18 protein-coding genes and 1 other RNA gene are annotated in these 18,519 nt (G+C 54.4%); 16 read left to right on the top strand and 3 right to left on the bottom strand.

Annotated features, from left to right (window positions below; genetic code table 11):
• The 5 genes from V6C07_RS04205 to pgm form a co-directional block, all read left to right on the top strand.
• A partial coding sequence (locus tag V6C07_RS04205) for a DNA translocase FtsK (RefSeq protein WP_333535109.1) occupies positions 1-1,490 on the top strand: 1,490 nt, incomplete at its 5' end.
• A 63-nt stretch (positions 1,491-1,553) separates the two neighbouring features.
• On the top strand, positions 1,554-2,231 hold the full coding sequence (gene lolA, locus V6C07_RS04210; RefSeq protein ID WP_333535110.1) for an outer membrane lipoprotein chaperone LolA: 678 nt from the start codon (positions 1,554-1,556) through the stop codon (positions 2,229-2,231).
• Positions 2,232-2,500: 269 nt separating this feature from the next.
• Positions 2,501-3,970, top strand: a complete 1,470-nt coding sequence (locus V6C07_RS04215; protein WP_333535111.1) for a 30S ribosomal protein S1 — start codon at positions 2,501-2,503, stop codon at positions 3,968-3,970.
• A 14-nt stretch (positions 3,971-3,984) separates the two neighbouring features.
• Complete coding sequence (locus V6C07_RS04220; protein WP_333535112.1) at positions 3,985-5,409, top strand: DegQ family serine endoprotease; 1,425 nt, start codon at positions 3,985-3,987, stop codon at positions 5,407-5,409.
• Between the two features lie 160 nt (positions 5,410-5,569).
• On the top strand, positions 5,570-7,219 hold the full coding sequence (gene pgm, locus V6C07_RS04225) for a phosphoglucomutase (alpha-D-glucose-1,6-bisphosphate-dependent) (RefSeq protein WP_333535113.1): 1,650 nt from the start codon (positions 5,570-5,572) through the stop codon (positions 7,217-7,219).
• Positions 7,220-7,512: 293 nt separating this feature from the next.
• On the opposite strand, the gene V6C07_RS04230 is transcribed toward pgm, so the two are convergent.
• On the bottom strand, positions 7,513-7,893 hold the full coding sequence (locus V6C07_RS04230) for a DUF4019 domain-containing protein (RefSeq protein ID WP_333535114.1): 381 nt from the start codon (positions 7,891-7,893) through the stop codon (positions 7,513-7,515).
• Positions 7,890-8,624, bottom strand: a complete 735-nt coding sequence (locus tag V6C07_RS04235; RefSeq protein WP_333535115.1) for a pseudouridine synthase — start codon at positions 8,622-8,624, stop codon at positions 7,890-7,892. The genes V6C07_RS04230 and V6C07_RS04235 overlap by 4 nt, the downstream gene beginning before the upstream one ends.
• A 587-nt stretch (positions 8,625-9,211) precedes the next feature.
• Between V6C07_RS04235 and rdgC the strand changes: the two genes are divergently transcribed.
• The 5 genes from rdgC to V6C07_RS04260 all read left to right on the top strand — a co-directional run bounded on the left by rdgC (position 9,212) and on the right by V6C07_RS04260 (position 13,924).
• Positions 9,212-9,835: a recombination-associated protein RdgC gene (gene rdgC / locus V6C07_RS04240; RefSeq protein WP_333535116.1), complete on the top strand. Its 624-nt coding sequence runs from the start codon at positions 9,212-9,214 to the stop codon at positions 9,833-9,835.
• 17 nt (positions 9,836-9,852) lie between these two features.
• Complete coding sequence (locus V6C07_RS04245) at positions 9,853-10,380, top strand: hypothetical protein (RefSeq protein ID WP_333535117.1); 528 nt, start codon at positions 9,853-9,855, stop codon at positions 10,378-10,380.
• A gap of 11 nt (positions 10,381-10,391) precedes the next feature.
• Positions 10,392-11,426 carry an ABC transporter permease gene (locus tag V6C07_RS04250; protein ID WP_442886173.1) on the top strand — a complete coding sequence of 345 codons (1,035 nt, stop codon included), beginning with the start codon at positions 10,392-10,394 and terminating at the stop codon, positions 11,424-11,426.
• A complete protein-coding gene (locus V6C07_RS04255; protein ID WP_333535118.1) occupies positions 11,426-12,262 on the top strand; it encodes an ABC transporter permease in 837 nt (278 codons plus the stop codon). Before V6C07_RS04250 ends, V6C07_RS04255 begins: the two co-directional genes overlap by 1 nt.
• Positions 12,263-12,328: 66 nt before the next feature.
• Positions 12,329-13,924, top strand: a complete 1,596-nt coding sequence (locus tag V6C07_RS04260) for a DNA repair protein RecN (RefSeq protein WP_333535119.1) — start codon at positions 12,329-12,331, stop codon at positions 13,922-13,924.
• Positions 13,925-14,021: 97 nt separating this feature from the next.
• Here the strand turns inward: V6C07_RS04260 and V6C07_RS04265 are convergent, their stop codons facing one another.
• A complete protein-coding gene (locus V6C07_RS04265; protein WP_333535120.1) occupies positions 14,022-14,414 on the bottom strand; it encodes a hypothetical protein in 393 nt (130 codons plus the stop codon).
• Between the two features lie 57 nt (positions 14,415-14,471).
• On the opposite strand from V6C07_RS04265, the gene V6C07_RS04270 reads away from it, so the two are divergent.
• The 6 genes from V6C07_RS04270 to rnpB all read left to right on the top strand — a co-directional run bounded on the left by V6C07_RS04270 (position 14,472) and on the right by rnpB (position 18,413).
• Positions 14,472-14,831, top strand: coding sequence for an MliC family protein (locus tag V6C07_RS04270; protein ID WP_333535121.1), 360 nt, complete (start codon positions 14,472-14,474; stop codon positions 14,829-14,831).
• A gap of 34 nt (positions 14,832-14,865) precedes the next feature.
• Positions 14,866-15,075, top strand: coding sequence for a hypothetical protein (locus V6C07_RS04275; protein WP_333535122.1), 210 nt, complete (start codon positions 14,866-14,868; stop codon positions 15,073-15,075).
• A 468-nt stretch (positions 15,076-15,543) separates the two neighbouring features.
• Positions 15,544-16,011: a nucleoside deaminase gene (locus V6C07_RS04280; protein ID WP_333535123.1), complete on the top strand. Its 468-nt coding sequence runs from the start codon at positions 15,544-15,546 to the stop codon at positions 16,009-16,011.
• 352 nt (positions 16,012-16,363) lie between these two features.
• On the top strand, positions 16,364-17,158 hold the full coding sequence (locus V6C07_RS04285; protein WP_333535124.1) for a Nif3-like dinuclear metal center hexameric protein: 795 nt from the start codon (positions 16,364-16,366) through the stop codon (positions 17,156-17,158).
• Positions 17,159-17,179: 21 nt separating this feature from the next.
• Positions 17,180-17,956: a zinc ribbon domain-containing protein gene (locus tag V6C07_RS04290; protein WP_333535125.1), complete on the top strand. Its 777-nt coding sequence runs from the start codon at positions 17,180-17,182 to the stop codon at positions 17,954-17,956.
• Between the two features lie 97 nt (positions 17,957-18,053).
• An RNA gene (gene rnpB, locus V6C07_RS04295) (RNase P RNA component class A) lies at positions 18,054-18,413 on the top strand.
• Positions 18,414-18,519: the final 106 nt, after the last annotated feature.

Raw genomic sequence — 18,519 nt, forward strand, 5'->3', positions numbered from 1 at the left:
CCGGACCTGCCAAAAAAAGCGGTCTGGGTGGCCTCGTAGCTTCGGCATTGCGCAAAAAAGCGGCCCCGCCCCTGCCGGGACTTGACCTGTTGGCCCCTCCGCCCGCAAAAACCGGCGGGCCAAGCAGCGAAGACATCCAGGCCAGAGGCCAGGCCCTCATGGCGTGCCTCAATGATTTTGACATCCAAAGCGAACTTGTGCGCATCACTCCCGGTCCCGTGGTCACCATGTACGAGGTGCGCCCGGCTCCCGGCATTCGCGTCAGCCGCATTGCCAACCTGAGCGACGACCTTGCCCTTGCGCTCAAGGCTGTTGCCATACGCATTCAGGCGCCCATTCCCGGCTCCGATACGGTTGGGATCGAAATTCCCAACGAACAGCGGGAAACTGTCAATTTTCGCGAATTGGCCGCTTCCGAAGCGTTTCGCAACGGCTGCGGTCCGCTGACCATGATCCTCGGCAAGGATATTGCAGGCAAGCCTTTTATGGCGGATCTGGCCCGCATGCCGCACCTTCTCGTGGCCGGGGCCACGGGCGCGGGCAAGAGCGTGTGCCTGAACGGCATCCTTGTGAGCCTGCTTTACCGCACCCAGCCGCAGGACATGCAACTGCTGCTCATAGACCCCAAGCGCATTGAAATGGCTGTGTATGCCGATGCTCCACATCTGGTGCACCCCGTGGTCACGGAAATGAATGAGGCCAAAAACGCTCTGGATTGGGCCGTTCATGAAATGGATCGGCGTTATGCCGCCATGGCCCGCCTGGGCGTGCGCAATGTCTCCGGCTTTAACCAGAAGCTGGCTGCGTATAAAGATGGCTTGCCGCCGGACTTTTCTGATCTGGAACCATTGCCCTATCTCGTTGTTGTCATTGATGAACTTGCCGACCTTATGATGACCGCCGCCCGTGAGGTCGAAACAAGCATCGTGCGCCTGGCGCAGTTGGCCCGCGCTGCCGGGATCCATATGATTCTGGCAACACAACGCCCCAGCGTGGACGTTGTTACCGGCCTTATTAAGGCAAACTTTCCCTGCCGCATTTCATTTCAGGTCACTTCCAAGCATGATTCGCGCACCATTCTTGATCAGGTTGGCGCAGAGCATCTGCTTGGCCGGGGCGACATGCTGTTCAAGCCCAGCGGGGGAAGACTGCAGCGCCTGCACGGCCCGTTCCTGAGCGATGAGGAAGTGCAGAACGTGGTGAACCACTGGAAGCGCCAGCTAAGCCCATCCTACAAGGTTGATTTTGCCCAGTGGGGGATTGATGCCGCCGTGGGCGGCAACGGCAGCGGGGGCGGAGATGCCGCCCAGGACCCCCTGTATGGCGAGGTGCAGGCATTTGTAAGTGAACAGGGCAGGGCATCTATTTCTCTTGTGCAGCGCCGCTTCAAAATAGGTTTCAACCGTGCGGCGCGTCTGGTTGAACAGTTGGAACATGACGGCATCATTGGCCCGGCCGACGGCAGCAAGCCCCGCGCGGTGGTCAAATAGGCCGAAGCAAATTCTTTTGGCGTTATCACCCAAGTCCGAGGCCCTGAGGGCCGTGGAGGTTATATGCGTATGCTGCGCGCGGCTGTAGCCGCAATGGCCCTGTGTCTCTTCATGGCTTCGTTTGCGACAGCACAGAGCCCTGATATGGCTTCGGCCATCCAGGCGCGCTATGAAAAGCTTGGGGCCTTTGCTGCAGACTTTGACCAGACCCTCACCCATAAAGAAAGTGGCGCTGTAGAAAAAAGGCAGGGAAAACTGCTCTTTAAAAAACCTCTGCTTATCCGTTGGCAAACCGTGGCTCCGCACGAAGAAACGCTTGTAGTGACGGCAAAAGAAATCTGGAACTATATTCCGGACGAAGAAATAGCCTATCGCTACCCGCCAAGCCTGGTTCAGGATTCGCGCAGCATTATTCAGGTTATCACCGGCCAGGCCGCGCTGACCAAAGATTTTGACGTTAAGCCCGAAGGGCGGGAAGACGGCCTCGCCAAGCTGCGTCTTTTTCCCAAGGAACCGGCGCCGCAAATGGTGGAAGCCATCATATGGGTGGAGCCGGACACCGGGTATATCCGCCGGGCCAGCATTCTGGATTTTTACGGCAACAGCAACGAAGTGCGCTTTACCCGTTTTTCGCCGGATGTGAGCATCAAGGCTTCGGAATTCAGCTTTACCCCCCCCAAGGGTGTGGAAGTTGAAGACCGTATTGACAGTGCCGTCCCCGAAAAAGAATTGTTCAGGTAGCGCCGGAATAGTCGGCAACCCAAAAACTGATCAAGCCGTGACGTAAAAGCGCCACGGCTTTTCTTCTCTCAATTTTCGAGCCATGCGCTCCATAAAACCATAAACATAAAGAATTTCACGCAGTAATAAGGCATATGAATAAATATTTTTACTGCCTAAAATATTTGACAAATATGCGCCAGAGCCGATGACGTGTCATTGTTTTCTGCAAGCGCATAACGTATTATATCCAACTTGAGCAATAAGCCCAGCTTTAAGGAGCAGGAAAAATGACCGAGGAAAAATTCGCGACCTCCATGCAGGAGGAAGGCGTTGAAGATTTTGCCGCCATGCTGGCGGCCCATGAAACTTCCGGACATCGCCTTCAGGCGGGCCAGAAGGTCACCGGCACAGTTATCGCCATCACTGGCGACAGCGTATTTGTCGATGTGGGCATCAAGGTTGATGGCATCATGGAACGCAAGGACATTCTTGACGCCGAGGGCAATGAAACCACAGCCCCGGGCCAGCCTGTAGAAGCGTGGGTTATCGGCGTTTCCGCGCAGGAAATCCGCCTTTCCCGCTCCATGAGCGGCAGTGGTGTGGCCGCTCTTGAGGAAGCCCGCGATGCGGCTCTGCCCGTAGACGGACGCATTGTCGGTTCCTGCAAAGGTGGGTATACTGTTGAAGTTCTGGGAAAAACCGCATTCTGTCCAGGCAGCCAGATTGGGCTTGCCTCTGCCGAAGATGCCGAATCCCTCACAGGCCGCACTCTGCAATTTCTTGTTATCAGGGTAGAAAACAGGGGACGCAATATTGTTGTTTCGCGCCGGGCGCTGCTTGACCGTGAACGGCAGGAACAACTTGAAGTTTTACTTGAAAAACTTGCCGTGGGTGATACAGTTGAAGGCAAAGTATCCCGTTTTGCCCCCTTTGGCGCATTTATAGAACTGGATACAGCCGTAGAAGGCATGATACATCTTTCCGAACTGTCCTGGTCGCGCGTGGGCGCGCCTGATGAAGCCGTTTCCCTTGGCGACACCGTGCGGGCCAAGGTGCTTTCCATCAGCAAGAACGACAAGGGACAGGTTCGCATCGCTCTTTCCCGCAAGCAGGCCGAAGGCGACCCATGGCAGGATATAGCCCAACGCCTTGAAAACGGTGCTGTGGTGCAGGGCAAGGTTGTGCGCCTGGCGCCTTTTGGCGCTTTTGTGGAAATTCTGCCCGGCATCGAGGGGCTTGCGCATATTTCTGAACTGTCGTGGACTAAACGTGTCAACAAGCCTGAAGAAATTCTTCAGGTTGGGGATAACGTAATGGTAAAAATCAAAGAAATTAATGGCGATTCCCGTCGTATTTCTTTGAGCCTGCGCGATGCCGAAGGTGACCCCTGGCAGGATGCCGCACAGCAGTTCGCACCGGGAAGCACTGTTCAGGGAACAGTGGAAGGGCGCAGCCCGTACGGCCTTTTTATTACGCTTGCTCCCGGCATCACCGGGCTGTTACCCGCAGGCGTTATGAAGAACGACAAAAACGCAGGTCGGTACAGCAAATTGGACAAGGGCGACAGCGTGACCCTTGTAGTACAAAATCTGGATACCGCCGCCCGGCGTATCAGTCTTGCGCCTGAAGGGGCAGAGGCTTCATTTTCCGCAGATGACAAGGCGTGGAAACAGCACGCCGACAAGGCCAATGGTTCTGCAAACACAGGAATGAACACTTTGGCGCAAGCTTTGCATAAAGCAATGCAAAACAAGTAACCAGGAGTTTTTCCATGTTTATAAAAAAATGCCTTTCGGGCCTGCTTGCAGTAACGTTTGTCGTTGCCGCGCAGTTCGCCCAGGCAGGAAACCTGCCGGATTTCAGCGAGCTGGCAGCCAAAAGCGGCCCCGCTGTCGTCAATATCAATACTGAAAAGATGGCCGCCGCTGGTGGTTCCGAAGAATTTTTTGGCGAGATGTTCCGCAATATGCCCCCCGGCTTTGAAAAATTTTTTGACCAGTTCGGCGGTAAACGGGACGGCAAGCGCCCCCAGTCCAGACAGAAATCTCTCGGCTCCGGCTTTCTGGTGTCTGCGGATGGCTTTATCGTCACCAATAATCACGTGGTGGCCGATGCTGACGTTATCCGTGTGACGCTGGACCAGGAAAACGGCAAAAGCGAAACTTTCACGGCAACACTTGTGGGGGCGGATGAAGAAACCGACCTGGCCCTGCTGAAAGTGGACACCCAAAAGAATCTGCCTTTCCTGGTTTTTGGCAATTCCGATGATCTCAAAGTGGGCGAGTGGCTGCTGGCTATCGGCAATCCCTTTGGTCTTGACCACACGGTGACTGCGGGCATTCTGTCGGCCAAAAACCGCAACATTCATGCCGGTCCCTTTGACAACTTTCTTCAGACCGACGCTTCCATCAATCCCGGCAACAGCGGCGGGCCGCTGCTGAACATGCAGGGACAGGTGGTGGGCATCAATACGGCCATCATCGCCAGCGGGCAGGGCATTGGCTTTGCCATCCCCAGCAACATGGCCGCCAAGATCATTGATCAGATCAAAAGCGGCAAAAAAGTCACCCGTGGCTGGATTGGCGTTACGATTCAGGATGTTGAGGAAAATACCGCAAAAGCTCTCGGCATGAAGGACGCCAAGGGCGCGCTGGTGGGCAGCGTTATGGAAAATGAACCTGCCGGCAAGGGCGGAATGAAAGACGGCGATATCATCCTTGCCGTCGACGGAAAAGACATTGACGACGCATCGGCCCTGCTGCGCGCCATTGCCGAGAAAAACCCCGGCAGCAAGGCTGTTATCAAGGTGTGGCGTGATGGCAAGGTGCTTGACCTTACGGTCACCCTGGGCGAGCGTCAGTCAACCTCCCAGGCATCTTCCGGAAAGAGCGGCCCCAAACAAAACGAAGGGCTTCTTGGCATTGCTGTTCGTCCTCTCAACGAAACTGAACGCCGGGACATGAAGGTTGATAAAAACGAAGGACTGCTCATTGTGGATGTGACTCCCGGCAAGCCTGCGGCCGAAGCGGACTTGCGCCCCGGGGACATCATCCTCAAGGCAAACCTCAAGCCTGTGAATACGTCAGAGGCATTGTCAAAAATTGTCAATGAAGAGGGTGCGAAGCGTGGAGCCATCATGCTGCAGATTTCGCGCCGCGGCGACGTATATTTCCGCACAGTTCCTTTGGGAAAATAAGGTGCGCCGTTAACTGCGACAAAATGAAAACTGCAAGGGCTGCTCCGCTGGGGCAGCCCTTTTTCTATATTTTAAAAGACAATTTGGTCTGAAGTGCGGCCCTGCAGGCGTGACAATCCATAATATCCTATGATAATTAACGCGACAATGGAGGTACATCATGCCTGTTGTTCATGCCCGGGCCGGACAATTGCCCCTGCCTGAAGATCTCGAAAATATCCCGGCGCTTGTGAGCGCCTATTTCACAGAGTACCCCAATCCTGCGGTTCCGGCTCAGCGAGTGACCTTCGGCACTTCCGGACACAGGGGCTCTTCGCTGCTTCATACTTTTAATGAAGAACACATTTACGCCATTACGCAGGCAGTGTGCGACTATCGAAAAGCCAACAACATTGATGGCCCTCTTTTTCTCGGCGGCGATACACACGCTCTGTCCGAGGCGGCCTTTCGTTCTGCCCTTGAGGTTTTGACAGCCAACGACGTGCATGTGCGCATAGCGCCCAGGGGCGTCTATACGGCCACCCCCGCAGTCTCACATGCCATACTGAAATGGAACGCAGGCCGTTCCAGCGGCTTGGCAGACGGCATAGTTATCACCCCCTCGCATAATCCTCCCCGTGACGGCGGATTTAAGTATAACCCCCCGCACGGCGGCCCGGCAGAAACTGATGTTACCGACGTCATAGAAAAAAGAGCCAACGTCTATCTTGAAAACGGCAATCGCGGAGTGCATCTGACGCACTTGCGGGCGGCCCTGTCTTCTTCACTGGTTGAAGAATACGATTTTATCCGCAGCTACGTGGATGATTTGCCAAAAGTTCTGGATGTAAAGGCCATCGCCGCTTCAGGCTTGCGCCTCGGTGTCGATCCGCTTGGCGGGGCAAGCCTGCAAATGTGGGAGCCTATTGCTGACGCCTACGGAATTGAAATTACAGTGGTCAATAAAACAGTAGATCCCACATTCCGTTTTGTGCCTTTTGATAAGGACGGAAAAATCCGTATGGATTGTTCCTCGCCCTATGCCATGAACGGCCTTCTTGAAATGCGCAGCCGCTTTGATCTGGCAGTGGCCTGTGATCCCGATTCAGATCGTCACGGCATCGTCACCGATCAGGAACTGATGAATCCCAATCATTTTCTGTCCGTGGCCGCATGGTATCTGTTCCGAACACGCCGTTCGTGGTCCTCTGCCAGCGGCATTGGAAAAACCCTGGTGACCAGCGCCCTTCTGGACAGGGTGGGGCAAGAGGCAAATCGTCCGGTGGTCGAAGTGCCTGTGGGGTTCAAATGGTTTGTGCCGTATCTTCTTAACGGCCGTTGCGGCATGGGCTGCGAAGAAAGCGCCGGGGCCTCGTTCCTGTGCTTTGACGGCAGCCCCTGGAGCACCGATAAGGATGGCCCCCTCATGTGCCTGCTGGCAGCGGAAATGCTGGCAGTGGAGCAGTCATCCCCCACAGATCTGTATAACAAGCTCACAGAACGCCTTGGCCGCCCGGTCTACCAGCGGCTTGATGCCCCGGCAGACGATCAGGTGCGCGCAAAACTCAAGGCGCTGACTCCGGAAAGTGCAGATATAACCAGCCTTGGTGGTTCGCCTGTTACGGAAATCATTACTCGAGCGCCTGGCAACGATGCTCCGGTTGGAGGCATTAAAATATCCAGTGCTGATGGCTGGTTTGCCGTTCGCCCCTCGGGTACAGAGCCCATTTGCAAAGTTTATACGGAAAGCTTCAAGGGAGAAGACCATCTCTGCGGCATACAAAAAGACGCCATGAATTTTCTGGAGCGACTGCTGAAAGTCTGCCCCTGAGGAAGGGGCCTGCCTTCACCGGCATTTGGCGTGCGGCACTTTGTTGCTTAAATCATGCGGTTTCAGGAAAATATTGTTAAAAATCAACCCGTACCAAGATTCAAGTCTGAGCATAAAAGCGTCAATCAAATTCTGTATTACAAAAAAGCTCTCCTTTTACATTAAGGAGAGCTTTCTATTTACTGCTATTTCAATAAATATCATCGATCTGCCTACATAAGAGTTTGTTTCATGCAGCCAATTTGCCTGTCGAATAAAATACCCAACAGTGCGCCATGCCCATCTGCTTCTTTTTAAAGGAATAAGATCTCAATTGCACTCTTCTTATATGCGAATTTCGTTTGAAACCGCATAACAACATATTCCCCGTCGGGAACGCCGGACAGGGTAGTAGTGGCTTTTGTTGTAAGGTGGTTCCGGGCTTTTACTGCTCCCAGGGGTTGCCGGGCTTTGGGCAAGTTTTTTTCCCAGTTCTGCAGTTCAACTCCTGCTTTAAAAGCTGCAGCGGCCTGATCCCAGCTTTCCTGCGCCTTCATTGCAGCAGCCAGAGAAAGCCACGCTTCAGCAGCTCGCATAGGTTCATCAGCATTCTTGCCAGAAGAAGCCGCCCCCATGCACGGGGCTGCCGCAAGCATTGCTGCAACAAGCAGCAATGCTAAAAAATATTTTTTCATCCGCGCACCTCCTGTAAATAGACACTTTTTTTCAAAAGCTTGATTTCTGCGGCCGTAAGATGTCGCGCCCGTCCTGCCACCAGGCATCCCAGATCAAGCGGACCTAGAGCCACACGTTTCAAATGAAGAATGGTGAGGCCAAGGTCTCGACACATGCGCCGTATCTGACGGTTCAGGCCCTGATGCAAAACCATCCGCAGCAGGGTGCGCCCTCTGGCAAAGCTGGATTCAACCTCCACCGGCATGAGATCTTCGCCTTCAGCCAAACGCATACCACGTCGCATGACAGCAAGCGCCGCCTCAGGAACTGCTCCGCGCACCAGAACTTCGTATGTTTTGGGCTGATGGTGGCTGGGGTGAGTCAGCCGTTGCGCAAGCTGCCCGTCATTGGTCAGCAAAAGCAAGCCTTCAGAAAAATAATCAAGGCGGCCGACAGGGTAGAGGCGTAAGCCCCGCACGTTTTCCGGCAGATAGTCCATTACCGTGGGCCGCCCCTCAGGGTCATTCACTGTACACACCACCTGAACAGGCTTGTTGAGCAGCAAGTAGCAAAAATTCTGCGCTCCGGTGAGCAGCTTTCCATCAACCTCAAGGGCATCATGCGGTGATACCTGGCGGGCAGGATTGGGCTCCGCAACGCCATTAACGGTTACACGGCCAGAAAGAATCAGTTCATCAGCCTTTCTGCGTGAGCACAGTCCGGATGCTGCGATGGCTTTGTTCAAACGCATGCTTTCTTCCGGCAATGCCGCAGATTGAGGTGCTGACCGAGCCGCGGGCATGGTCGTGTCATTACGCATCCGAACATCTGTATCTTTCGGTTTCATTTCGGAATCTGCAGACGTAGGCGCTCGATCATTTTTTTGGGCGGCCTTTGTCTTGTCAGTTTTCTGGGGACCGCGGCAAAATTTTTTGCCGGCATGCGATGCGCGGCCTTTTGAGGACCGCTGGGAGCGACTGGATGACGTCACTTTGTTCTCCTTGGATATGTGAAGTCATGGTGATGGAAGAGAAGGCCAAGGTCAAGAACTCGAGAATAATTCATCTTTTTTTAATAAAAGTTTACATAATTATCATTATGGGACATTATGGCGCGTATTGGAAAGACCGTCTGTCCCTCCCAAACAGACTAAAAACAAGCTCGTGCTGTTTCTGCTTCTCTTGGTGTTTTTCCTGCATTTTGCGGCTTGTCTGATGCCGTTGCCATTGCCTCATATTTTTTGTCTTCGCCGCAGCGGGCTTGCTCACAAGACGGCTCTGACGTACAACACAAACCAACGCCATCCCAACGGCGCATGTTTCCAACCGAGGAGTTTTCATGGGCTTTGCCAACAGTGCGTGTAGTTTTACACGCTTTCGCATCCTTGATCCGGTTCCGGCTGAACTCTGGCCGCAAATCCCCGACAAGCTCAAACAGTTCGCATTTCGGGATATTGACGATATTCCCGAAATGCAGGCTCAGGGATGGGTCTGTTTTGAAGACATGCTGGATTCGGAATGGGTGACCGCCCCGCCGCAAAAAGGTGCTTATCTTGTTTTTTCGCTGCGGCTTGATATGCGTCGCATTCCTGCTGGTGTCGTAAAAAAGCATTTGGCAGTGGCTTTGCGCGATGAAAAGAAACGCATGCACGAGCAAGGCAAGACCTTTATTTCCCGTGAGCGCAAAAAAGAGCTGAAAGAACAGGTCATGCTGCGCCTGCGCTCGCGCTTCCTGCCGATACCCAGCGAATTTAACGTGTTGTGGGCTACGGACAGAAACGAGATATGGTTTGCCTCTACCCAGAACAAGATGATTGATCTTTTCATGGAAGAGTTTCTCAAAACCTTCGATCTGCATCTTGAGCAACTGACGCCCTACACTCTGGCGGCTTCCATGCTGGATGAAGAAAGCCTCATCCGCCTGGACCAGCTTGAGGCCACACAGTTTGCCCCCCAGTCCTAGCCGCGGAGCCAGCACACATGAATATGCCCTATCTTGGAGAATCTACTGATATTATTCTTGGCCAGGAATTTCTTACCTGGCTTTGGTACCAGAGCGACACCGCCCCCGGCGCCTTTACAGACAAAGACGGCGCTCCCTTCTCTGTTTCTATGGAGCAGCGGATTGTGGTACAAGGTGGCGAAGGAGACGCCCGGGAAACAGCCTCGGTTTCCGGCTCTCTCTCTCCTCTGCGGGAAGCGCGTTTTGGGCTTGGAACCGGCAAAAAAGTCAGCCGTGCGCTCATCCGGCTTGAAAAAGAAGAACTGGCCTTCCAGGTCACGCTCAAGGCAGAAGATTTTTGCCTTAACAGTCTGAAAACGCCCAAACTCGACAAGGGTGACAGCGATGACGACCCGGATGCCCTGCTGCTTGAAAAATTTTATCTGATGGAACTATGCACCAACCTGCTGGACGCGCTGTACACGCGCTTTCTTGCCCTGCGCCTTTCCCCCCAGTGGCAGAAAGAAGTTGACGATATGCGCCAGTGGATGACCCGTACAGAGTAGAGAAAGCCGCCATGCCCCCCCTGCCCTCACATGCCCGCCGTCACGGCCGGCTGACCGCCATCGCAGCCAATGTCGCCCGCAAGACATTATGGATGTTGCTGGTGCTGTGGGGCATTACGCTTATCAGCTTTTGGGTCATTCACCTGGCTCCCGGATCTCCTACAGATATGGAGACAACGCTCAATCCCCTCGCCGGCGAGGCTGCCCGGCAGAGGCTTGAGGCGCTGTACGGCCTTGATCGCCCGCTTCACGTCCAATATGCGGACTGGCTGATGCGGCTGCTGCATTTTGACTTCGGCAACTCCATGTCCGCAGATTCACGGCCCGTGCTGACCAAGATTATGGAGCGCCTGCCCCTTACCGTGGGCATGAATGTCACCGCTATGGTGCTGACCCTGCTCATTGCCATACCAGTGGGGATAGTCTCGGCCTGCCGCCGCAATTCCCTGCTGGATCGCTCCGTCACGGTGCTGGTTTTTTTGGGCTTTGCCATGCCTTCTTTCTGGCTTGCCCTGCTGCTCATGATGCTGTTCGGCATTGAACTGCAATGGCTGCCCATTTCCGGTCTTACATCCATGCACTATGACCAGATGAGCTTGTGGGGAAAGTTTTGTGACCTGGCCCGGCACCTGACGCTGCCCATACTTGTCTACACCGTGGGCGGCCTTGCGGGCATGTCGCGTTATATGCGGGCATGTATGCTGGAAGTTTTGCAGCAGGACTACATTCTTACGGCACGGGCCAAGGGGCTTGACGAAAAAAACATTATCTGGCGTCACGCACTGCGCAATGCGCTGTTGCCCGTCATCACCCTGCTGGGGCTTTCTGTACCCGGGCTTATCGGCGGCAGCGTGATCATTGAGTCCATCTTTGCCCTGCCCGGCCTCGGGCAGCTTTTTTACGCGGCGGTCATGGCCCGCGACTATACCATGATTATGGGCAATCTTGTTTTGGGGGCAGTGCTTACCCTTTTCGGCAATCTGCTGGCCGACATCTGCTATGGACTGGCTGATCCGCGCATACGCAGCGCAAAGGATGACGCCTGATGCTCCCCCGCGCCGTCAAAAATGCGCTTGGGCGTCATGCCATGCTGCTCATCGGCCTTTTCATTGTTCTTGGCATGTCCCTGGCGGCCCTGCTCGCGCCAGCCATCGCGCCGTATAATCCGGATGCGCTGCATCTGAACCACATCCTTGAACCGCCCTCTTCCCGGTTCTGGCTTGGAACGGACAGGCTCGGCCGCGATGTTTTTTCACGTCTGCTTTATGGCGGACGCGTTTCCCTATGGGTCGGCTTTGTGGCCGTGGGCATTTCCATCAGCATCGGCACCACGCTTGGCCTGATAAGCGGCTATTTTCGCCGTTGGGTCGATGAAACCATCATGCGTATTGTCGACATAATGCTGTGTTTTCCTTCTTTCTTTCTTATTCTGGCGGTCATTGCCTTTCTGGAGCCTGACCTTATCAACATTATGATCGTTATCGGTCTTACCTCATGGATGGGTGTCACGCGCCTTGTTCGTGCCGAGACCCTGAGTCTGCGCGAGCGCGAATTTGTGGACGCTGCACGCCTGGCAGGCAGTTCCACTGGAAAAATACTTTTTTGCCACATTTTGCCCAATGCCTTGGCTCCTGTGCTTATAACCGCTACTCTTGGCGTAGCCGGAGCCATTCTTGTAGAATCAAGCCTGAGTTTTCTCGGCCTTGGCGTACAGCCGCCCACGGCAAGCTGGGGCAACATGCTTATGGAAGGCAAAGCCGTTATTGAAAACGCCCCCTGGCTGTCGGTGTATCCCGGTCTGGCTATTCTCATAACTGTGCTTGGCTATAATCTGCTTGGTGAAAGCTTGAGAGATATTTTTGACCCCAGGCTGCGACGCTGAGTTGTGCCGGGGCCTTCGCAATATTTAAAGTAAAACTTTAAAATACACTGTGCGGACGCAAATAACATGCTGGAATACCTTCGCATTCGCAACCTTGCTCTTATTGAAGATATGGAGCTGGAGTTCGAGCCGGGCATGAACGTTCTTACCGGCGAAACCGGAGCCGGCAAGAGCTTTATTCTCAAGGCTCTTGGCTTTCTGCTGGGCGACAAGCTGTCGTCCGACATGGTGCGTGCGGGGGCGGAGCGCGCCCAGGTAGAGGCCCTTTTTACCCTGGATGGCGAAGATATTGTTTTGCGGCGTGAATTGCTGGCCGATACCGGGCGCAGCCGCCTTTACATCTGTGATGAACTGCGTTCCCAGGATAGCCTGCGCGACCTGCGACCTCGCCTTGTGGCACATACAAGCCAGCACGCGCAGCAAAAACTTTTGCAGCCCGCTGTTCAGGCACGCCTGCTTGAAAGCGACTTTGCGCAGCCGGAGCTTCTGCTCAAACGTGACGCCCTGCTCTTCCGCCTGAATGAAACTGCGGCACAACGTAAAGCCCTGCTTGAACGTCAGGCCGGACTTGCTGAAAAACGCGAACTGCTTGAAATGCAGCAGCAGGAAATTGACAAGGTCGCCCCCGAAGACGGCGAAGAGGAGCAACTGGAAGAAGTGCGCGCCCAGGCTCGTTCGTTGGAGGGCGTGAGAGAAAACTACGAACAGGCCATCGCTCTCTTGCTCGGTGATGAAACCGAGGGCCTGCTGGATCTGCTGGGCAATTTCGAAAAAGTGCTGATCCGCATGGCCCGTGAAGACGATACGCTCAAACCCGACGCCGACGCAGTTGCGGCGCTGCGCCAGCAGCTATCCCATCTGGGCGGGCGTTTGCGCCGTCCGCCGCAGATGGAAGACATGCCCGACATGGATCAGGTTGAGGAAAGGCTTTTTGCCTTGGCCCAACTCAAACGCAAGCTGCACCGTACGCTGCCGGAAATTCTTTCTTTACGGGATGAGATAGCCGAAAATCTTTCTTTCCTTGATGTCTGCGCATTGGACCTGGCACGCTTGGGCCGGGAAGAAGAAAGCCTGGCTCATGAGCTTTCCGCCCTTGTGGAAGACATCATTCCCCTGCGCCGCCAGGCCGCTTCGGCCCTGGCTTCGGCTCTGGAAAAAGAACTGCGGCAGCTTGGCTTTTCCGAGCAGGTGCAGGTAATCCCCCATTTTGAAAAACAGGAAATCTGGCCCGGCGTGATGGATGAACGCGGGCGCATCCTGTGGGCGCCAAACCCCGGCCAACCTCCCCAGCCCCTGGACAAGATCGCTTCCGGAGGCGAACTTTCCCGCTTTCTGCTGGCTCTGGCGAGCGTGCGGCAGGACGGTGAAAATGCGATCTTTATCTTTGACGAAGTGGATGCCGGGGTGGGCGGCTTGACCCTCAACAAGCTGGCTGAAAAATTGTATGCACTTGCTTCCAGCAGGCAGATGCTGCTTATCACGCACTGGCCGCAGCTTGCGGCCCGCGCGCGCAAGCACTTTCAGATCAGCAAGACGGTGCGGGACAATGCCACCTTTACCCTTTGTCGCCCGCTGGACAAGTCAGCCCGGCATGCAGAGCTTGCACGCATGGCCGGGGGCGGCGCGCAGGGTGAGGCCGTGGCCCGCAGCCTTGAAATCTAGCCTGTACGGTTTCGACCTGATCGGGCAGGCGCCTTGAAAAAAAGGTTTCTTATTTTTCGTGGGTACTCACCATGAAACAGTGCGCAAGAAGCCTTTTTCAGTCATCAACCACCCTCCAGACAAATAATCGCGCCGAGCCTTCCCCTACTACAGCTGCGTTGCGTGGGCGACTCGGCGCGAAGTATGGCACGCTCATTTTACGGCCCGACGCCTCAGAAGAGGTTTGTGCCGCCCGTGGCGCATTGACAGGGCGGAAAGTCCGATGAACCGTGCCAACGCGCGGAATGTCTGCAGCCCCTGCACAGTTGCGTGACCATTGCGCAGAAAAAATGTATCCTTCAATTGCCTCCATCACAGGCAAATAAAAACTGCCCGCGCGGCTGACCAGATAATTTATTGAATTCAGGGCAATCAAGGCGGCAGCCGCCTTGTTCAGGTTCGCGTATGGGGCAAAGAAATGCCCTGATCCTGAAGCGCCTATTCGCCACATAGCCGATCGCTGCGGCGCTTGTGCTGCTTACAAAAAAGAACTCGTGAGGGTATTGTCTTGAGATATGTTTTTATATTAATTCTAGTTGTAATCATCGCTGTTGGGCTGCATTTCGCCTTTCAGAAATATTGTGGCGGCATTTATGTGGAGAAAAACCATTCGGAAACATATTCATGCCCAGGAGGAAAAAGCGTCTCGGTTCAGTTTTTTTCCACAAGCGACCGTAAGCTGATGTTCGCCAAGGTCGTCATGCCTGATGGTGTGGAATATTCTCTTCCGCTCATGCCTTCGGCATCTGGCAGCAGGTACTCGGATGAGTTTGCCCTTGAAGCCTGGTTCAAAGGAAACGAGCTTACCCTAAGCAAACCTTCTGAGAATGGGACAATGGAACCGGTCTACGAGTGCACGGCCAAATAGCTGCGGCTTGAAGCCGTGTCACAGGGAGGCAGTGATGGAACGACTAAGGAATGCCCTGTGTGCTGCAATGGAGTTCGGTCAATGCGTTCATGTTGTAGAAAAAATGCGTGGAAACATCGGCATTATTCCGCGGGGCCTGACAGCCGATCTTGTGGTCTGTGATATAGTGGTCGTTTCGCGCCCTGATGATGTCCAGAAGCGTCGGGTGAAGCTGGAACTTGCTGATGTTCGGCTGATGCAGTGAAAAAATAGCGTATTGTGCATCGGGTCGTGTTCCATGCGGCCCGATGCCCGGCCAGAAGGTGGCAGTTTTTCGTTATCAAAGACAGTGAGTTGCGGGAAAAAGAAGCACTCCTGTAAAAGCTTGCCTCAACGCCTTTCATTCGCGGCATTTCCACGAACTTGCTTTTCGTCGTGCATATTTCCTATCTCTGCTGGTTGCTTTCCAGTCGGAACTGTTTTTTCCGTCCGCGATCCATCAAACTGGCAGGCCCCGATACATCGGACTCCCCCGCAATGGGGACATTTGTTGCGCGTCTGAGGCAAAAAAAGATCGCGAAGAATACTCAAAAAAGTTTTAAATTTCATGAAAAAATCCTACGTTGCAAATACGGTCGCCGCAACAGGTCGCAAGGTCAGACCTTATGGCATGCCGTTTTTTGCCAAACGGATAAAAACAACTGAAAGAACGAGCAGTATTTAGGGAATTGATATGGGAAAAAAGCGTTTTATGGAAAGGGCCGTTGAGCTATCCAGGCAAAGCATGGCGGCCGGGGGTGGCCCATTCGGCGCGGTGATCGTGCGGGATGGAAAAATCATAGGCGAGGGCATGAACAATGTCACGCCGCATAACGATCCCACAGCTCATGCCGAAGTGGAAGCTATTCGAAATGCCTGCCGTGCGCTTGAAACATTTGACCTCTCAGGTTCCGTCATATTCACAAGCTGCGAGCCTTGTCCCATGTGTCTCAGCGCCATATGGTGGGCGCGCATTGAAAAGATATACTTCTCAAACACAAGGGAAGACGCCGCTGCTGCCGGGTTTGACGATGCAGCCATATATGGCGAAATTTCCAAGCAACTGGATGAAAGAACACTGCCCATTGAGCAGCTTTACTGTAAAGACAGTTCAGAAATTTTCCGGCAATGGCTGTGTTGCGAAGAAAAAACAAGATATTGATGCGCACAACGTCTTTCGCGCCTTTTTGCATATTTTCATGTAAAAAGGCATCATGCAACTTATCGGCATCCTGCTATGAAGCCGATAACCTGTCTTGCTCCCCGCCTGGATACGGCTTGTTGTGAACTTTTTCCTTTACACCGAGATATTGACAATATCCTTCCGGGCAGCTATGAAAGCCAGATTCAAAACCTGAGGCGCAAGGCGGTTTCATGCGAAATCAATGCAGCGCGCCGAACAGTAGGTACAAAAACATCTTGTCGGTATCGCTCAAATTTTTTTTCACGCCGGTGTTTTTAGGCGCTTTCTCTGCAGAGCAAGAAAGTGCCTTTTTTTATGGTGAGGTACATACATGCAACTATCTGAATTAATTAAGTCCGTAGAAGAAATTGCTCCCCTGCGGGCGGCGGCTTCGTGGGATATTTCCGGCCTTCAGGTAGCAGCCCTGCGCCAGGACATCAGCAGTATCGCCGTCTGTCTTGATCCCACGCCAGAATCTGTCAGGCAGGCTCTTGATCTTGGCGCACAATTTGTTCTGAGCCATCACCCACTTTCTCTCAAGCCCGCCCTGCCGTCGCAACTTGACGCCTACCATGAGGTTTTGCGCCTGCTCATGCGCGCGGATGTTCCCCTTTACGCGGCCCATACCTCGCTGGACGTGAACCCGCAAGGCCCCGCAGGCTGGCTTGCTGCTGACCTCAAGCTTGAAAACACGATCGTGCTTGAGCCGGTCTGCCCGCAACCATCGGCCGAAAGCCCCATTCTTGGCTACGGCCTTGCCGGCGATCTGCCACAGGCCCAGACCGTGGCAGATGTCATCCGCGAGCTTGAAAAAGTGCTCGACCTTTCCACAGCGACCCTCAGTGGGCCACCGCCCGGAAAAATCCGCCGGTTGGCCTATTGCACCGGCTCCGGTTCATCACTGCTGCCTGCGGCCCGCAAGGCCGGAGCGCAACTGTTTATTACCGGAGATGTAAAATATCATACTGCGCTTGAAGCGGAAATTCCCCTGCTGGATGTGGGTCACCACAGCCTTGAAGAGGAAATGATGCGCCGCATGTGCCATTTGCTCCAGCAGCAGCTTCATGGTGTTGCCGTTCACTTTGTTCCCTCGGCATCGCCCTTTCGTGCTGTTGCCCTGTCATGACTATCAGGAGGTTTTTTTACAATGAGTAATGCCGTTTACTTTGATCAGATAAAGCAGCTTGTGGAGCTGCAGAAGGTTGACGACGCCATCTATGCGGTACGGCAGGACATGGAGCGTGCCCCCAATGAGCTGAATTCGCTTGAACAGCGCTTCAATGCCAGTGAAACGCAGCGTAATTACATTGTGGACAAGCTGACCCACCTTCAGGAACAGCAAAAACGCCTTTCGCTTGAGATAGATGATGATGCCGCCCGCATTAAAAAGAGCAAAAACAAGCTCATGCAGGTAGAAAATACGCGCGAATACCATGCCATGATGCGCGAAATGGACGGCATGGAAAAAGTGAACCGCTCCCGTGAAGAGGAAAAAATGACTCTCATGGAAGAACTGCAGTTTCAGAAAGACGCCTTGGCCGAACTTGACCTTACTCACTCTGCCGTCAAGGCCGAACTTGAAGTAAAGCGTGATGGTCTTGAAGAAAAACTGCAGAAGTGCAATGCCGCCCTTACCGATCTCAACGCAAAGCGCGCCCAGGTCAGCAAGGCCATTCCGCAGCCTGTTTTCATGCGCTATGAGTTCATTCGCGAGCGCCTTGAGCACCCCGTCATTGTTGCCGTCAGGGACGGTATCTGCTCGGGCTGCCACATTGCCGTTCCGCCGCAGTCTTTTATCGAACTGCAGCGCGGGCAACAGATTTTGAGCTGCCCCAACTGCCAGCGCCTCATTTTCTGGTGCGAACATTTCACAGTTGCTGAAGCGCCCCAGTGCGCTCCCAAGCCGCAGCCGCTGACGGATTAATAGATTTCGGCGCATGAAAAAAGGCCGGACCGCATTGAGAAACATGTGGCCCGGTCTTGTGTGACGCTTTTTGTCACCCATGCGCCTCCATATTGCGGGAGTCGGACGGACCGTCGCCGCGGGGGCAGCCCCGGGGAGGAAAGTCCGGGCTCCACAGGGCAGGACGCTGGATAACATCCAGGGAGGGTAACCTCCGGACAGCGCCACAGAAAGCAAACCGCCCGGCCTCGGCCGGGTAAGGGTGAAACGGTGGTGTAAGAGACCACCAGATGCCGTGGTGACACGGCATGCTCGGCATACCCCGTTCGGAGCAAGACCAAATAGGGAAGGCGGCCGGCCCGGCCGAAGCCTTCCGGGTAGGTTGCTTGAGGGTGCGGGCAACCGCACTCCTAGAGGAATGACGGTCACACATGGGCAACCGTGTGGACAGAACCCGGCTTACAGTCCGACTCCCGCATACTGTCAGCCAGAGGCCAGCCATGTCAGACACTTCCGTACCCCCTCGAGGGCAACCCGCCCAGCCGTGGGCCATCCTTCTGGCCGCCGGGCAAGGCAGCCGCCTT

Origin of the sequence: Desulfovibrio sp. 1214_IL3152, from assembly GCF_036763055.1 — a bacterium.
Taxonomy (GTDB): Bacteria; Desulfobacterota; Desulfovibrionia; order Desulfovibrionales; family Desulfovibrionaceae; genus Desulfovibrio.

Excerpts from the sequence above, each read along its gene's own strand:
- lolA (WP_333535110.1), top strand. The coding sequence starts at position 1,554 with ATGCGTATGCTGCGCGCGGCTGTAGCCGCAATGGCCCTGTGTCTCTTC.
- V6C07_RS04215 (WP_333535111.1), top strand. The coding sequence starts at position 2,501 with ATGACCGAGGAAAAATTCGCGACCTCCATGCAGGAGGAAGGCGTTGAA.
- V6C07_RS04220 (WP_333535112.1), top strand. The coding sequence starts at position 3,985 with ATGTTTATAAAAAAATGCCTTTCGGGCCTGCTTGCAGTAACGTTTGTC.
- pgm (WP_333535113.1), top strand. The coding sequence starts at position 5,570 with ATGCCTGTTGTTCATGCCCGGGCCGGACAATTGCCCCTGCCTGAAGAT.
- V6C07_RS04230 (WP_333535114.1), bottom strand. The coding sequence starts at position 7,893 with ATGAAAAAATATTTTTTAGCATTGCTGCTTGTTGCAGCAATGCTTGCG.
- V6C07_RS04235 (WP_333535115.1), bottom strand. The coding sequence starts at position 8,624 with ATGCGTTTGAACAAAGCCATCGCAGCATCCGGACTGTGCTCACGCAGA.
- rdgC (WP_333535116.1), top strand. The coding sequence starts at position 9,212 with ATGGGCTTTGCCAACAGTGCGTGTAGTTTTACACGCTTTCGCATCCTT.
- V6C07_RS04245 (WP_333535117.1), top strand. The coding sequence starts at position 9,853 with ATGAATATGCCCTATCTTGGAGAATCTACTGATATTATTCTTGGCCAG.
- V6C07_RS04250 (WP_442886173.1), top strand. The coding sequence starts at position 10,392 with ATGCCCCCCCTGCCCTCACATGCCCGCCGTCACGGCCGGCTGACCGCC.
- V6C07_RS04255 (WP_333535118.1), top strand. The coding sequence starts at position 11,426 with ATGCTCCCCCGCGCCGTCAAAAATGCGCTTGGGCGTCATGCCATGCTG.
- V6C07_RS04260 (WP_333535119.1), top strand. The coding sequence starts at position 12,329 with ATGCTGGAATACCTTCGCATTCGCAACCTTGCTCTTATTGAAGATATG.
- V6C07_RS04265 (WP_333535120.1), bottom strand. The coding sequence starts at position 14,414 with ATGTGGCGAATAGGCGCTTCAGGATCAGGGCATTTCTTTGCCCCATAC.
- V6C07_RS04275 (WP_333535122.1), top strand. The coding sequence starts at position 14,866 with ATGGAACGACTAAGGAATGCCCTGTGTGCTGCAATGGAGTTCGGTCAA.
- V6C07_RS04280 (WP_333535123.1), top strand. The coding sequence starts at position 15,544 with ATGGGAAAAAAGCGTTTTATGGAAAGGGCCGTTGAGCTATCCAGGCAA.
- V6C07_RS04285 (WP_333535124.1), top strand. The coding sequence starts at position 16,364 with ATGCAACTATCTGAATTAATTAAGTCCGTAGAAGAAATTGCTCCCCTG.
- V6C07_RS04290 (WP_333535125.1), top strand. The coding sequence starts at position 17,180 with ATGAGTAATGCCGTTTACTTTGATCAGATAAAGCAGCTTGTGGAGCTG.